Annotated in this window: 15 protein-coding genes; all 15 read left to right on the top strand. The window is 32.7% G+C overall.

The genetic code is table 11. From position 1 onward, the window contains the following. The first annotated feature begins 33 nt into the window (after positions 1 to 33). Positions 34 to 1,167: a glycosyltransferase WbsX family protein gene (locus ACFX5F_RS11780; RefSeq protein ID WP_379852229.1), complete on the top strand. Its 1,134-nt coding sequence runs from the start codon at positions 34 to 36 to the stop codon at positions 1,165 to 1,167. Continuing rightward, complete coding sequence (locus ACFX5F_RS11775) at positions 1,167 to 2,000, top strand: glycosyltransferase (RefSeq protein WP_379852228.1); 834 nt, start codon at positions 1,167 to 1,169, stop codon at positions 1,998 to 2,000. Before ACFX5F_RS11780 ends, ACFX5F_RS11775 begins: the two co-directional genes overlap by 1 nt. Further along, positions 1,976 to 2,935, top strand: a complete 960-nt coding sequence (locus tag ACFX5F_RS11770) for a glycosyltransferase family 2 protein (protein ID WP_379852227.1) — start codon at positions 1,976 to 1,978, stop codon at positions 2,933 to 2,935. The genes ACFX5F_RS11775 and ACFX5F_RS11770 overlap by 25 nt, the downstream gene beginning before the upstream one ends. A 181-nt stretch (positions 2,936 to 3,116) precedes the next feature. Then, positions 3,117 to 4,319, top strand: coding sequence for a hypothetical protein (locus ACFX5F_RS11765; protein ID WP_379852226.1), 1,203 nt, complete (start codon positions 3,117 to 3,119; stop codon positions 4,317 to 4,319). Positions 4,320 to 4,358: 39 nt separating this feature from the next. Beyond that, a complete protein-coding gene (locus ACFX5F_RS11760) occupies positions 4,359 to 5,168 on the top strand; it encodes a class I SAM-dependent methyltransferase (protein WP_379852225.1) in 810 nt (269 codons plus the stop codon). Next, complete coding sequence (locus tag ACFX5F_RS11755; protein ID WP_379852224.1) at positions 5,168 to 6,055, top strand: glycosyltransferase family 2 protein; 888 nt, start codon at positions 5,168 to 5,170, stop codon at positions 6,053 to 6,055. The genes ACFX5F_RS11760 and ACFX5F_RS11755 overlap by 1 nt, the downstream gene beginning before the upstream one ends. Further along, positions 6,056 to 7,081, top strand: a complete 1,026-nt coding sequence (locus ACFX5F_RS11750; RefSeq protein ID WP_379852223.1) for a glycosyltransferase family A protein — start codon at positions 6,056 to 6,058, stop codon at positions 7,079 to 7,081. Then, a complete protein-coding gene (locus ACFX5F_RS11745; RefSeq protein ID WP_379852222.1) occupies positions 7,078 to 7,962 on the top strand; it encodes a glycosyltransferase family 2 protein in 885 nt (294 codons plus the stop codon). Before ACFX5F_RS11750 ends, ACFX5F_RS11745 begins: the two co-directional genes overlap by 4 nt. A 228-nt stretch (positions 7,963 to 8,190) precedes the next feature. Next, a complete protein-coding gene (locus ACFX5F_RS11740) occupies positions 8,191 to 9,171 on the top strand; it encodes a Gfo/Idh/MocA family protein (protein WP_379852221.1) in 981 nt (326 codons plus the stop codon). Between the two features lie 4 nt (positions 9,172 to 9,175). After that, complete coding sequence (locus tag ACFX5F_RS11735) at positions 9,176 to 9,868, top strand: acylneuraminate cytidylyltransferase family protein (protein ID WP_379852220.1); 693 nt, start codon at positions 9,176 to 9,178, stop codon at positions 9,866 to 9,868. Further along, positions 9,858 to 10,655, top strand: a complete 798-nt coding sequence (locus ACFX5F_RS11730; protein WP_379852219.1) for an SDR family oxidoreductase — start codon at positions 9,858 to 9,860, stop codon at positions 10,653 to 10,655. The genes ACFX5F_RS11735 and ACFX5F_RS11730 overlap by 11 nt, the downstream gene beginning before the upstream one ends. Before the next feature lie 17 nt (positions 10,656 to 10,672). Beyond that, entirely contained in the window at positions 10,673 to 11,713 is a 1,041-nt protein-coding gene (locus ACFX5F_RS11725) for an N-acetylneuraminate synthase family protein (protein WP_379852218.1), read from the top strand. Between the two features lie 130 nt (positions 11,714 to 11,843). Beyond that, the gene (neuC, locus tag ACFX5F_RS11720) at positions 11,844 to 12,971 is read left to right on the top strand and encodes a UDP-N-acetylglucosamine 2-epimerase (protein ID WP_379852217.1); all 1,128 of its coding nucleotides are present in this window, start codon (positions 11,844 to 11,846) and stop codon (positions 12,969 to 12,971) included. Then, positions 12,971 to 14,374, top strand: coding sequence for a UDP-glycosyltransferase (locus tag ACFX5F_RS11715; protein WP_379852216.1), 1,404 nt, complete (start codon positions 12,971 to 12,973; stop codon positions 14,372 to 14,374). The genes neuC and ACFX5F_RS11715 overlap by 1 nt, the downstream gene beginning before the upstream one ends. A gap of 53 nt (positions 14,375 to 14,427) precedes the next feature. Further along, a complete protein-coding gene (locus ACFX5F_RS11710; RefSeq protein WP_379852215.1) occupies positions 14,428 to 14,931 on the top strand; it encodes a serine O-acetyltransferase in 504 nt (167 codons plus the stop codon). Position 14,932: the final 1 nt, after the last annotated feature.

The raw sequence follows: 14,932 nt of genomic DNA, 5'->3' as shown, positions 1-14,932 counted from the left end.
CTACATGGAACTATTTTATCAATAAAATTACAAATGTCTGAAAGCAAAATAAAATTTTTAGCTTATTATCTTCCACAATATCATCCTATTCCTGAGAATGATGCTTGGTGGGGAAAAGGTTTTACGGAGTGGACCAACGTAGTGAAAGCAAGACCACTTTTTAAAGGACATTACCAACCTATTCTGCCAGCTGATTTAGGTTTTTATGATTTACGGGTGCCAGAAGTCCAACGTCAACAAGCACAATTGGCACAAGAGTATGGTATAGATGGATTTATTTACTATCAATATTGGTTTGGTAACGGGAAAATGTTATTACAACAACCAGCTGAACAAATGTTGAAAAATAAAGATGTTACCTTACCATTTTGTTTCTGTTGGGCTAATGAAACTTGGAAAGGGATTTGGCATGGATTAGATAATCCTGAAGTTTTAATAGAACAAACGTATCAGGGTGAGGCAGGATATAAAACCTATTTTAATTATTTGCTCCCCTTTTTTAAGGATGAAAGATACATTAAAGTGGACAACAAACTGATGTTTCATATTTATAGAATAGAAGATATCCCCGATTTAGAGGTATTTACAAATACATTTAATTCGTTAGCTATTAAAGCAGGTTTTGGCGGGATGTGTTTAATTTCCACAGTAACTTCAAATCCAAATTTTATTATTGCTAATAACGATTTTTACGGTCAAGTCGGTTTAGATATTTTTTTCAAGATGCGTTACAGCAAAAAACCTTTTTTTGTTAATAGAAGCTTTTTGGGAAAAATTGAGAATAGAATCCGTATGCATTTAAATGGTTCCTACAAAATAGGTGTGCGTACTAAACCACTAGTATTTGATTATAAAAAAGGTGCTTCTAATTTCAATATACAATTTCCCAACACGAAATACATTTCTTGTGTTTTTCCTAATTGGGACAATTCTGCACGAAGTGGTAAAAAATCCCTAATTTTTAAAAATGCAACGCCGAAAGCCTGGCAAGAACATTTGCAAATTGCTACAAATGAATCTTTAAAAAATCCTAAAAACCCCCCTTTTTTAATTATCAAATCATGGAATGAGTGGGCAGAAGGAAATCATTTGGAGCCAGACAGTAGGTATGGATTGCAGTGGTTAGAAGCCGTAAAAAATGTAAAAGCAACTTTAAAAGATCTTTAATGCAAAACAATATTCTTGTATCCATAATAATTCCGTGTTTTAACGACGCAAAATATATTGAGCAAGCAGTTAATTCGGCATTAAACCAAACTTACGCTTATAAAGAGATTATTGTTGTAGATGACGGTTCTAATATAGAAACGAAAGCTGTTCTACAAAAGTTACGACCAACGATAACAAAACTGATTACACAAGAAAATCAAGGACAAAGTGTTGCGAGAAATGCGGGTATTAGTGAGTCTAAAGGCGAGTATATTTTAGTATTGGACAGCGATGATTTTTTTGAACCCTCTTTCTGTGAAAAGGCCGTTTTGGCTTTAGAAGATATTAATAGAAAGATAGTTGCATGCCACATAGTTCGTTGGGTAGATGAAAAAAAAATTGATGAATACCATAATAAAGGAGGAGATTTAAAAGTATTAATGTTGAGCAATCAAGCAACAGGAAGTGTAATGTTCCGTAAAGAAGATTTTTTTAAAATTGGGGGCTATGATGAATCTATGAGAAAAGGGTTTGAAGATTGGGAGTATTATATTCGATTATTAAAAAATGGAGGGTTGTTGCATATTATAAAAGAGCCATTGTTTAATTATAGAATGAGAACAGACTCTACAACATCAAAAGCTAATTCAATTAAATATGAATTATTAAACTATATTTATGGAAAGCATCGAGATTTAAATATTGCATATTTTGATGTATTTGTGCAACATTTGTTGTCTAGAATAGAAAAAGAGGAAATAGAAAAGATTAAAAATACACAACGGTTAGAATTTATAATTGGGAAAATGATGCTAAAGCCTTTACGATGGGTCAAATCTTTAATACGATGAGCGAAATGCCACAAGTATCCATAATAATGGCGACCTATAACCGGGCGGAATATATACTTGAATCTCTTCAATCAATCCAGGCTCAAACATTCAAGGATTGGGAGTGCCTTATTATTGATGATGGTGGAACTGATGATACAAAGGAAATTTTAGCGCCAATTTTAGAACAAGACTCTAGATTTAAATATTTTACACGAACCGAAAATTATCAAAAAGGTTTGCCGGGAAGCAGGAATTACGGTTTAGACCTTGCTCAAGGGGATTACATAATATTTTTTGATGATGATGATATTGCGCATCCCCAAAATTTAGAATTGTGTGTTCTTGAGTTATCAAAAAACGACATTTCGTTTTGTAGGTACATTAGGGATGTTTTTTTTGATGATTTTCATTATAAGTTTGATTATTCAACAACTTATACTTCTTTTAACATTGGTATAAATGATGTGGAAAAGATTCTAAGATATGAGCTTTTTTTTAATTCGTGCGCTGTGATGTGGAAAAGAGAATGTTTTGTCAAAAATCGATTTGTAGAACATTTGATGTATGCCGAAGAATGGGAATTATATTCTAGAATTATATCTGCAGGATTTAAAGGAATCTCAATTGAAAAATGCTTGTTTTATGGACGTAAGCACCGTTACTCACTTACGGGAGAGTTTTACAATTATAATGCGGTTCAAACTTCCTCCTATGCGGATTGTATTTTGTTAGCAATTAAAAATTTGAAGGAAAAACAATTACTTTCTAATTCTTTAATACGTTATTTTATTTCTTTATCAATAGGCTACAAGCAATACAAGTTATATGAAAATATTTTGGCAGCTGTTCAATTAAATAGGTTTGAAAAATTGAAATGGAATTTGTTTTATAAAACATTACCTACCCGGTTATTGCTCTATCGAATAAAAAAAGTAATTAAAAAAAATATTTAGCTAATTAAAATTCTTCTCTATTTTGGCACGTGTACTGAAACTATAAAAATGGCTTGAACGCATTAAGAAGTTAAATTAATTTTTTTGATATTTTTAAGGGTTTTTAAATTCAACAAAATCCGTATGGTAAAGGAGATTCGGCTAAAAAAATCAGTGAATATTTAAACAATAATAAAATTTAATGAAATTTTTAATAATAGAACAAGATTTAAGAGTATCGGGAACGAGTCAAGGAATTATTTCACGATCCTTTTTGGCCAAATTAAGAATAGCGTATCCCAATTCAGTTATTGATGTAGTTTATCTAAAGCAATATGATAGCGAAGACAGATTAGATTTATTACCTGTAGATTCTATAGATTCATTTGTGCTGGATTTAAAAATTCCTTTTTTTACCAAGTGGCTAAATAAAGTTTATTGGAGATTGTTTCATATTTCCTTAAAACAAAGGTATATATATAAGGTATATGGTTCTTATATAGCCAAGATAGATTATCATCAGTATGATCATATTTTTATAAGAAGTGCTGGATTGGATTGCGAAACTATATTAGGGGCCAAAGATCTGCCCATTCTTAAAAAAGCAATTGTTACCTTCAATGAGCCATATCCCACTTTTTGGTGTACGGGCTCCAAAAGCCCAATGACAAATTTAGAACTTTTTAAATTGAAAGAAATGTTTGAGGTAGTTTCTCAAGCAAAATCTTGTATGGCGACAGCATTATTGGCGGAAGATATGCAATATTTATATGGTTCTAGAACAAAGTTCCATTCTTTACCACATCAGTACGACGAAAGTGTTTTTGATTTATCGGATGTTAGCAGCATTTTAAAAAAGAAGAAGAAAATTATGATTTCCTATCACGGCGCAATTCAATTTGGTAGAAACATAGAAATTGTATTGGATGCTTATCAAGAATTAATGGTGGAAAATTCTTTATATAAAGAAAACACCGAGTTTGCCATAAGGGTAAAAGGAATTGATTTGCAAAAATTAGCAAAAAAATATTCAAAAACGCCCAATATAATAATTTTGGGAACCTTGAACTTCTCCAATTCGTGCAATGAACAGGTGCATGAAGCCGATATTAATATCATTTTAGAAAATGGGCCTTTGTATTGTAATATTTTGGTCGGGAAAGCCCCCTTTTTGGCCGCAATACGAAAGCCGATTCTTTCTGTTTCACCGGAAAAAAGTGAAATTCGAAGGATAATAACTGACGATAAATATATTGCCAGTTGCTTAGATAAGAAGGATATTAAACAAAAACTGGAAAATTTAATTATTAATAGAATATATTCAGATGAACCAGTTTATCCATTAGGAGATTATTTTAGTGATGAGAGCTTTAAAAGAATGCTGGATAAAATTTTGAAAGAGTAAACCAAATAGAAACGGTTTTTATTTTAATATAGCTTAATTATGAAAAAAACTTGGACAGGAGAACGTTTAGAACCGCATATTTTTTCAAGAGATGCGATTGAGCATTTGCATAGATATTCAATTGTAAATAACTATATTTCAAATAAAATAGTATTAGATATTGCTTGTGGTGAAGGTTATGGAAGTAATCTAATGGCTCAATCTGCAGAACGTGTTTATGGTGTTGATATTGATAATGAGGCTGTTGACTTGGCAACAAAAAAATATACCAAAAACAATTTAAGTTATCAAGTTGGTGATGTAACTAAAATTCCATTCGAAAATGATTCTATTGATGTTGTTGTAAGTTTTGAGACATTGGAGCATCACGATAAACATCACGAAATGATGATTGAAATTAAAAGAGTTTTAAAAAAAGACGGACTCATGTTTTTGTCAACTCCAGATAAATTGTATTACACAGACAAAGCCAATTTCAAAAATGAATACCATGTAAAAGAACTTTATAAAGAGGATTTTTTTAAATTGGTAAATAGTTATTTTTCTAAAAGTCAATTTTTAACCCAAAAATACTTAGGCAGTGTTTCTATAATTCAAGATGAATCTGATAAAAATGAATTGAATGTTTTTTTAGGTAATTATAATGATGTTCAACAAACAAATGTTGATGCATTATATCTTATTGCAATTGCATCCGAAGCTGATTATGTTTTACAAGATGTATCACTTTTTGAAGGTTCACAAATTATTTCTGAACAAGTTAGCAGTGTAATTTATAATAGTAATTCATTCAAATTAGGAAATTTGTTATTATATCCAATAAAGAAAATTAAAAGTTTACTCAAATAATGCTTTCAATAATTATCCCATATTATAAAATTACGTTCTTTGATAAGACTATCCAATCGCTGGCCAATCAAACGAACAAGAATTTTAAAGTTTTTATTGGTGATGATAATAGTCAAAATAATCCGTCAGAATTATTAGAAAAGTATAAAGGTAAATTCCAATTTCAATATACTAAATTTGATGAAAATTTTGGTTCGAACGATTTAGTTCAACAGTGGAATCGTTGTATTGAATTAGATAATTCTGAAAACAAATGGTTAATGATTTTGGGGGATGATGATGTTTTAGATAAAAATGTAGTCGAAGAATTTCATAATCAAAGAAATAAATTTGAAGATTCAATTAATGTTGTGCGATTTTCAACGATTAAAATTAATCAAAAAGGTGACTTTATTTCAGATATATATTATAATCCGATAACTGAAAACTCTGCAGATTTTCTTTTTCGCGAAACAAGAAGTTCTTTGAGTGAATATGTTTTTAGAAAAGATGATTTAATAAAAACTACTATAAAAAAGTTTCCTTTAGCTTGGTATTCGGATGTTTTAGCCGTCTTGGAAGTGTCAGATTTCAAAGAAATTTATTCAATAAATGAAGCAGTTGTTAAAATTAGAATTTCTGATGAAAGTATTTCTGGAAATTCAGATAATATGTCAAAAAAAATAAAAGCTAGTTTTCAATTTTATTACTATTTACTATATTGTAAAAATGAGTTTTTCACAGAAAATCAAAGGCAAATTTTGCTTCAGAAACTAAATAATAGTTACTTTCACAGAAAAAAAAGTGCAATGAATTTTTTTAAGATTTCATTCCTACATTTAAAATATTTTTCTACCAAAGAATATTTAAATTTTTTAAAGTCATTCTGGCAAAAAATTAAAAAATAAATGCGAATAGGCAACAACCCACATAAAAATCAACCCATTCAAGGTTCTGAGTATTTACACCAGATAATTATTCCAGTTTATATACCACATTTTGAAGGTTATTTTAAAGATAGTTTTGACATTTTAAAATTATGTTTGCAATCTGTTTTCAATACCATTCACAATAAAACTTTCATAACTATTGTAAACAACGGAAGTTGCGATGTGATTAAAAATTATCTAAATGAACTCCATACTCAAAATAAAATTCACGAAGTCATTCACACCAACAACATCGGGAAACTAAATGCAATTCTAAAAGGATTAGCAGGAAATTCTATAGAGTTAGTAACCATAACAGATGCCGATGTTTTGTTTTTAGATAATTGGCAAATTGAAACCACAAAAGTATTTAGAGCATTGCCAAAAGTAGGAGTTGTGGGTATAGTGCCTCAATTTAATATGTTTAAAAATAAGTGCGGGAACACTATTTTTGATAATCTGTTTAGTAAAAATCTAAAATTCATTCCAGTAAAGACACCTCAAGCATTAGTCCATTTTTATGACAGTATTGGTTGGGATAGTAGTTATAATAAAAATTATTTGAAATACAGTTTAGGCTTAGAAAAGAATAATAGCACCGTTTATATAGGTTCTGGGCATTTTGTAGCAACGTATAAAAAGCAAATGTTTCAGGAAATGAAATCGTACTTACTTTTTAAACTAGGAGGAGATTCAGAAGACTATCTTGATACTTTGCCTTTGAAATATGATTATTGGAGAGTGACTACCTATGATAACTATGCCTTTCATATGGGGAATGTATATGAAGATTGGATGTCTGAAATAAAGTATGACACAAAAAAAAGAGTTGAAATGGATTGTGATTTTGCCCACTATAAACTAGCTAGCACTTTTAAAGTTTCATTAAAGAATAGAATATTTACCAAGTTTTTATTTAACGACTCAATTTCAAAGTTGTTCTATAATTGGAAAAAATTACCAAAATTAATGGTAAATAATTATAATAATATTATTCCAAAATGAAAGCTTCTATACTCATTATATCAAAAAATAGAAAGGAAGAATTAAGTGTTACTTTAAACAGAATAGGAACTTTAGTCGATATTTCGATTTATGAAGTATTAGTTCTACTTGACGGTTGTAGTGATGGTTCAGAGGAGTTAGTCCATCAATTCAATTGGGTTATTTGGACAGTCTTAAGCAAAAGCATTGGTGCTTCAGCTGCCAGGCATACTCTTTATCCTAAGGCTCAGGGCGAATTCTTAATTGGTTTAGATGATGATGCGCATCCTCTGCATTCCGATTTTATAGAGCAAACTGTTGGTCTTTTTGACAAATATTCTAATGTTGGTATTATTGCTTTTCAGGAAGTCAAAGGGATTTATACTTCAGATACAGAAGCATTACTTAAATGTGAATCTCGACAAGAAGATTATTTTACTAACGATTTTATAGGCTGTGGTTTCGCAATGCGGAAAGAGGTATATAAAATTATTAATGGTTTTCCGGTTTGGATTGATATTTATGGTGAAGAGTCCTGCGTTGCTATAGAGGTTATCGCTAAAGGTTTTGAAATACTGTATTCCAATAAAATTAAAGTGAATCATCGGGTAAATAGGGAAGTCCGAAAAATCACGGGACAGAATTATTTTAGATTTGGAAAACAACTAAAAAATAGTACCTACTATTTTTTGGTATATTACCAATGTCCTTTAATTAGCATTGTGAAGTTATATTGGCATAACTTTAGAAAATATGCTTTAACAGACTACCGATGTTTCAAAATATTTTTTAAAATTATTTTTGAAGTTTCAATCAATCTTCCTAGAATCATGAAGTATAGAGAACCAATAGATAAAGAAGTAATAAAAAAAATGAGAAGTTTGTCTGGATTAAAATTTTAAAATAATAGAATTAACACCGTCGGTAGAATTAAACAAAACTCTATTACAGATGTTTTAACTGATCTTCAGCAATCAAAAAACTGCAGCAACAAAAAATATATTGGAAACCAGAAAAATGAGTGTTTTAAGATTCAACACGTTACATGAAAGTAGAATCATAAATACTATGAAAAGGAAATTTCGATTATTTGTTTACTTTTACTTTAAATACCAAAAGCTTTCAAATAAATGGATTTTATTTTAATAATTGGATTGGGTTCCATTGGTGAAAGACACTTGAATAATCTTATTAATTTGGGTTACACCAACATTATTATAGTCAGTAAATCTGGGAGTATTCCATCTGAATTCAAGCGATTTGCCGTTTATACCGATACTCAAAAAGCACTTACTGAAAATTCAATTTCACATGGGTTTATTTGTACTCCGACATCCAGTCACCTTGACGATTTGAAAATTTTATTGAAAAATGATATTGCAAACATCTATCTGGAAAAACCCATAAGCCATAATCTTACTCATTTAAACGAGATAAGTAGTTTGACAAACAACTGCAAACGGCTTGTTGTGGGATATGATTTGCATTTTGATCCTGGTCTGATAAAAATTAAAGAGTTGCTCAGCGAAAATAAAATGGGTAAAGTGTTTTCAATCAATGCCAGTGTCGGGCAATATTTGCCTGACTGGAGGCCCAATCAGGATTATTTGAAAGGGATGAGTGCACGAATTGATAAAGGGGGTGGGGTGATGTTGGATTTGGTTCATGAATTTGACTATGTGCGATGGTTGGTTGGAAAGCCTAAAAGTATTGCCTGTATTTTTCAAAATAATCCTAGTTTGGCAATAGAAACAGAAGACGTGGCAGATGTACTGATTCATTTCGAGGGTAATTCCTCTGGAACCATTCACTTAGACTATCATCAGAAAAAGTTGGTGCGAAATTGTATGATCACTTGTGAAAAGGGTACTGTATTTTGGAATTTAACGAAGTCTGAAGTGAAAATTATCCGACACGACCACGAAGACGAACTGTTCTCTTATCTTGGTTTCGAGAGAAATCAGCGGTATATGGATAGCATTAAGGCTTTTTTGGACGAATCAAAATTTCACGATAGCTTAACCACTTTTGAAGAAGCATTGGTGAGTTTAAAAATGGTTGTGGCCGCCAAAGAATCCTCCATTTCTAAACAATTCACAGCAATAAATTGAATATATGATATTAGGAACCATTTGTTGCAGAGGGGGGTCAAAAGGAGTCTTGGGCAAAAATACCCGTCTTTTGAATGGTATGCCATTGCTCACATATACGATTAATGCTGCTCAACAAAGTAAGTATTTAAATGATTTAATCGTTTCATCGGATAGTCAGGAAATACTGGATATTTCCAAGAATAACGGCGTTGCCATTACTTTTGTCAGACCGGATGATTTATCCACAGATACTGCCAGTAAGTGGCCTGTTTTTATTCATGCAATCGAAAAGTATGAAAAACTGACAGGGAAAACTGTTCGTTATATTGTGGATATGGATGTTACCGTACCACTAAAAACAACTCAAGATATTGATAATGCTATTGTTTTAGCTTTGCAATCACCTGAAATTGATGTTGTCATAACGGGTTACGAACCAGAACGTAATCCTTATTTTAATATGATGGAAATCAATAATTCCGGATTTGCCGAGATGGTAAAAAAAACAGAAACACCCATCGTTAGAAGGCAGGATGCTCCCAAAGTTTTTAGTTTGACCCCTGCGGCTTATGTCATTAAAAAAGAAGCCTTGTATCAATACCAACATTGGAGTGAGGCAAAATGCATGATTAGTGAAATGCCCAGAGAAAGAGCCATTGATATTGATACCGAACTTGATTTTAAACTAATAGAATTTTTACTAAATGATAAATAATTTATTTGATTTGACGGGGAAAGTTGCTTTCATTACCGGAGGCGCAGGGCTGCTTGCAACCGAGCATGCCTTAGCTTTAAATGAATATGGTGCGAAAGTTATTTTGGCCGATATCAACTTAGATAAAGCCAACGAAATAACCTGTTATTTGCAAGAGCAACAATGCGAGGTTGATTTTATAAAGTGTGATGTTACTTCAAAAGAAAGCTGGGAAGGCGCATTGCAGTATGTTTTAGATAAATACAAAAAAATAGATATTTTAATAAACAATGCCGGTTTTACCAACCAAAGTAAATCCGAAAATTTTGATGCCACTTTTGAGAATTTTCCTTTGGAGGATTGGAATGCTATCATGAATGTTAATTTAACAGGTGCTTTTTTAGGGTGTCAGGTGATAGGCAGCCAAATGCTCAAACAACAATCTGGTTCGATAATTAACATTGCATCTTTGTATGGAGTGGTCAGTCCAAATCATAAAATGTATCCCGGAACAGGAATTTCACAGCCTGTAGCCTATAGCGTTAGCAAACACGGCGTAATAGCGTTGACAAAGTACTTGGCGACATTGTGGGCCGAAAAAGGGATCAGAGTGAACAGTTTAACTCCGGGAGGAATTTGGAATGGCCACGATGGGTTATTCCTGGAACGATTTAAAAACTTAAATCCCATAGGGAGAATGAGCGATAAATCAGAGTTAAGAGGTGGTATAGTCTTCCTTGCCAGTGAAGCAAGTAGTCACGTAGTGGGACACAACTTAATCATCGATGGCGGTTGGACTGCATGGTAAATTTTTAAAAACACATAATGAATCCATTTATAGTAGTAGCAGGAAGAAAAATAGGTCCAGATTATCCACCTTTGGTCATTGCCGAAATCGGTATTAATCATGAAGGTTCTTTGCAGGTGGCCAAAGAAATGGTTGATGCTGCCCAAAGGGCAGGTGTAGAGGTAGTCAAACATCAAACACACATTGTTGAAGACGAAATGAGCGGTGCTGCTAAAAAAGTAATTCCCGGTAATTCAGATGTTTCCATTTATGAAATTATGGAACGTTGTGCATTAGACGAAACCGATGAATTCGAGTTAAAAAACTATGTCGAGAGTAAAGGGATGATTTTCATTTCAACCCCTTTTTCACGTGCCGCCGCCAATCGATTGCAAAAATTTGATATTCCGGCCTATAAAATTGGTTCAGGTGAATGCAACAATTATCCTTTATTGGAACACATCGCTTCTTTTGGGAAGCCGGTGATTTTAAGCACGGGAATGAATACGATTGAAAGCATTACCAAAGCAGTGGCTATTTTTGATAAATTTAAAGTGCCCGTCGCACTACTGCATACTACCAATTTATATCCCACCCCAATACATTTAGTACGTTTTGGCGCGATGATGGAAATGCACCAAGCTTTTCCGGACAAAGTTTTTGGTTTGTCCGATCATACCCTGAATAATAATGCCTGTTTGGGTGCAGTGGCTTTGGGTGCCAGTATTCTGGAGCGTCATTTCACGGATACGATGCAACGAACAGGTCCGGATATTGTGTGCAGTATGGACGAACAGGCCACAAAAGAATTGATTGTAAACTCCGATGAAATGTGGCAAATGCGGGGAGGAACGAAAAAACCCGCCAAAGAGGAGCAGGTCACCATTGACTTTGCCTTTGCCACGGTTTGTACTATTGCCGCAATTAAGCAAGGAGAAGCGTTTACCAAAGAAAATATTTGGGTTAAACGTCCCGGAACGGGTGAAATTCTGGCAGAACATTTTAATGATTTAATTGGGAGAGTAGCTGTTAGAGATATTGCAAATGATGAGCAATTAAGATTGGAAGATATAGATTAATAGTATCTCTCGTGAAAATTTTTTGGGGTGCGGTTGACATGATGAAATAGCAAGGTATATACTTTGCCATCGGGAAGTATATAGGGAGCTAAGTCGCCGAATGGTAGAGATTCGTTGTTATAAAGAAGAAATGAATATAAAAAAAATCCTGTTCTTAACTGGAACGCGTGCCGATTTTGGCAAAATTAAATCTTTGATTTCAATTCTGGATGACCATCCGGATTTTGAAGTTTTTGTTTTTGTAACCGGAATGCATTTGCTGAGAGAATATGGCTATACCCTTATCGAAATCGAAAGATGTAATTTTAGAAACGTGTACACGTTTGAAAATCATACACATGAGACCACGATGGATTTAACATTAGCCAAAACCATTGAAGGTTTATCCGGTTATTGCAAAAAAGTAAATCCTGATTTAATTGTAATTCATGGTGATCGAGTAGAGACACTTGCTGGAGCAATTGTGGGCTCTTTAAACAATATTTTAGTGGCACATATTGAAGGTGGGGAATTATCAGGAACTGTTGATGAATTGATTCGACATAGTGTCAGTAAATTAAGTCATGTTCATTTTGTTTCTAATGCTGATGCAGCAAAACGATTGCTTCAAATGGGAGAAATGGAAACTTCTATTTTTAACATCGGTTCGCCAGATATTGACATTATGTTTTCGGATTCGCTACCTAGTTTAGAAATCGTGAAATTGTATTATGAGATAAATTTCGAAAAATTTGCCATCGTAATGTTTCATCCGGTGACGACTGAGTCTGCTGAAATGCAACATTATGTAAAGGATTTTGTAAGTAGTCTGTTGAATGATACCCATAATTATATTGTAATTTATCCTAACAATGATTTAGGCAGTCAATGTATTATTAAAGAATATGAACGGTTAAAAAATAATACTCGTTTTAGAATTTTTCCTTCCCTACGCTTCGAATATTTTTTGACCTTACTGAAAAATTCGCAATTCATTATTGGCAATAGTAGTGCGGGAATTAGAGAAGCTCCCTACTATGGTATTCCAATTATTAATATTGGGACTCGTCAACAAAACAGAGTTGTGCATGCTGATATAATAAATGTTGATTATAATATTAAAAGTATCAACAAAGCATTGCAATCGATTGATTCGCACAAAGTACAAATCACAACAACGGATTTTGGACAAGGAAATAGTACTGCTTTATTTCTAAACTCCATGCAGAATAGCGATATTTGGAAAATAAATCAACAAAAACAGTTTAGAGATAATTAATGGCGAACACAAAAATTTTTATTTTACTACCCGATGGAGTAGGGCTTCGTAATTTTGCCTTTACAGACTTTTACAAAAAAGGAAAATCTGAAGGAATGGATTTGGTTTTTTTGAATAATACGCCATTTGATTTGGCTAAAATGGGTTTTGATGAAATAAGACTGAAGCAAAATCGATTAAGCTTTTTTTCAGAAGTTTTAAAAAGTGCCCGAAAAGAAATTGAACTCAATTGTAATATCAGAAAATCTAAAGATATCGTTTATGATTCGTATCGATTTCCTTTTTCTTATACGACTATAAAATCTTCTGTAAAAAGTTCTATCATACGCTTTCTAATTCAATTATTTGATTCGGAAAAAGGGCTTAAAACAGTTAGGAATCTCATAGAAAAGAAAGAAAGAAAAACCAATTTTTACTCTGAATCCTACGAGCTTTTGAAAATTCAGAAACCAGCTCTTGTTTTCTGTACCAATCAGAGAATCAGTTTGGCTATAGCACCATTATTAGCTGCCCAAGATTTAGAAATACCAACGGCAACTTTTATTTTCTCGTGGGATAACCTACCAAAAGGGACTATGGTTGTAGAAACTGATTATTATTTTGTGTGGAGTTCTCATATGAAAAAAGAACTTTTATATTATTATCCGTATATTACAGAAAACCAAATTGTAATAACCGGGACTCCGCAATTCGAAAATCATTTTCAGTTGGATAATATAGTTGATAGAGAGACATTTTTTAATCAAAATGGTTTGGATATTCATAAGGAGTATATATGTTATTCTGGAGACGATATAACAACATCACCTTATGATCCCCATTATTTATCAGATTTGATTAAAGCGGTAAGAATTTTAAATAAAAAAGGTTGGCACTTGGGCATTATTTTCCGCAGATGTCCCGTAGATTTTTCATCTAGATTCAATACAATATTAGAGGCGAATAGTGATATTGTCACTGCAATTATTCCGAAATGGGATAAAGTTGGAGAAGGGTGGAATACTATCCTGCCTACTAAAGAAGATTCGATTTTGCAGTTGAATATCATTACACATACGGAACTTGTTGTCAATTTGGGTTCATCGATGGTTTTTGATTATGTGGCTCATAAGAAGCCATGTGCTTATATGAACTATAATCCGGGAAGAAAAGATCACAATTGGTCAGTTGAAAAGATTTACAATTATGTTCATTTTCGTAATATGCCTACGGATGCAGTAGTTTGGTTGAATTCTCCGGATGAAATTGCAGACAAAATTGAAATGATATTGCGTGATGAAGCTCAGGAAGTAGTTGGAAATGCACAAGAATGGTTTGAAAAAATCAATCAGCATCCTGCCGAAGAGTCTTCTAAACGCATTTGGGCGGGTATTGCCAAAATTTGTAAAAAGGAAATATGTTAAAACAAACTATTTTATCGGATTATAAAAGATGCGGCATCAAAAAGATAAGTTTCATGGCACTAGTCAAAACCTTTATTATCATGCCCAATCCAGGATTAAAGTTCCTGACTATTTTTCGTTTGACTCAGTACTTTAGGAGAAGAAACAGGCTTATGTTCTATTTTTTCTTTCTTTGGTTACGTAACTTAAAAGTGAAGTACGGATATGATATTTCCTATAGAACTCAAATTGGAAAAGGATTCTATATCGGACATTTTGGAAATATAGTGATACATGGCGATACCGTTATTGGCGATAATTGTAATATTTCTCAAGGGATAACTTTTGGGGTCAGTAATGCAGGCGCAACTATTGGAGTCCCTAAAATTGGTAATAATGTTTTTGTAGGTCCCGGAGCTTGCGTTTTCGGAAACATAACCATTGGGAATAACGTAACTATTGGTGCGAATGCAGTGGTTACGAATGATGTGCCCGATTTTCAAACCGTTTTGAGCCCTAAACCTATACTAATAAATAAAGACCTATCTTCTTTTTACATTCACAATAGCGATATTTAAT

This window comes from Flavobacterium zhoui (assembly GCF_042787235.1).
Lineage (GTDB): Bacteria > Bacteroidota > Bacteroidia > Flavobacteriales > Flavobacteriaceae > Flavobacterium > Flavobacterium zhoui.
This window is presented reverse-complemented; position numbering and strand designations above follow the sequence as displayed.